The 1,436-nt window shown below is 68.3% G+C and carries 1 protein-coding gene; it reads right to left on the reverse strand.

What is annotated here, in order from left to right; genetic code table 11:
* Positions 1-1,436, reverse strand: a 1,436-nt coding sequence (locus ACF8RA_RS01545) for an amino acid adenylation domain-containing protein (RefSeq protein WP_392487640.1), incomplete at both ends; no start/stop codon positions are given.

A 1,436-nucleotide genomic window follows, 5' to 3' on the forward strand; every position in this document is an offset into this window, starting at 1 on the left:
AGGGCTTTGCGGTCCAGCTTGCCGTTGGCCGTTACCGGCAGGCGCTCAAGGAACAGCAAGTGGGTCGGGACCATGTAGTCGGCCAGGCCGAGCCTGAGGTGCTCGCGCAGTTCGCCGCGCAGCGCGTTCTGTTGCTGTGGGTCGCTCGGCAGGTCGCCGGCCATGACCAGATACGCGGCCAGTTGCTTGCCACCCGGCCCGTCGATGTCCAGCACCACCGCCTCGCGCACGTTCGGCTGCTCGAGCAGGCGCGTCTCGATCTCGCCCAGCTCGATGCGCAGCCCGCGGATTTTCACCTGGTGATCGAGACGGCCCTTGTAGTCGATCACCCCGTCGGCCCGGTAGCGCGCCAGATCGCCGGTGCGGTACAGGCGACCGCCGCCTTGTGCCGTGTTGTCGAAGGGGTCCGGGACGAAACGTTCGGCGGTCAGCGCCGGGCGACGGTGATAGCCACGGGCCAGGCCGATGCCGCCCAGGTACAGCTCGCCAGCCGCGCGTGGGGCGACATTCTGCAGCCCGGCACCGAGGATGTGGGTTTTCAGGTTGTCGATCGGGCGGCCAATCGGCACGCCGCTGTCGCCGCCCGGGCGGCAGGTCCAGTGGGTGACATCGATGGCCGCTTCGGTCGGGCCGTAAAGGTTGTACAACTGTGCGCCGGGCAGGCGTGCCAGGGTCTGCTGCGCCAGCTCTGCAGGCAAGGCTTCGCCGCTGCACACCACACGCTTGAGACTGCTGCAGCGCTCGACCTCGGCGCTGCCCATGAACGCCTGCAGCATCGACGGGACAAAGTGCAGCGTGGTCACCGCGTACTGCCTGATCACCTCCACCAGGCGCTCCGGGTCACGGTGCTCGCCCGGTTGCGCCACGGCCAGGCGTGCGCCGGCCAGCAGCGGCCAGAAAAACTCCCAGACCGAGACATCGAAACTGAACGGGGTTTTCTGCAGCACCGTATCACTGGCATCCAGGCCGTAGGCCTGCTGCATCCAGCACAGGCGGTTGACCAGCGCGCGATGGCTGTTGCCCGCGCCCTTGGGCCGGCCGGTGGAGCCGGAGGTGTAGATCACGTAGGCCAGGTTGCCCGGGCGGGTGTGGTGCACCGGGTCGGCATCGCTGTAGCCCGGCAGCGGTTCGAGCAACAGTGGCTGCACACCCTCAGGTACCGGCAACTGCGCCAGCAGGTGGGCTTGCGTCAGCAGCAGGCCGATGCCGCTGTCCTGCATCATGTAGGCCAGGCGCTCGGCGGGGTATTCCGGGTCCAGCGGCACATAGGCGCCACCGGCCTTGAGGATGCCCAGCAGGCCGATGACCATGTCCACGCTGCGCTCGGCGGCAATGCCCACCAGCACGTCCGGCCCCACGCCCTGTTCGCGCAGCTTGTGCGCCAGCTGGTTGGCGCGCCGGTTCAGCTCACGGTAGCTCAGGGCCTGTTCGGCAAA

The organism is Pseudomonas sp. FYR_5 (genome assembly GCF_043106315.1).
Taxonomy (GTDB): domain Bacteria; phylum Pseudomonadota; class Gammaproteobacteria; order Pseudomonadales; family Pseudomonadaceae; genus Aquipseudomonas; species Aquipseudomonas putida_Y.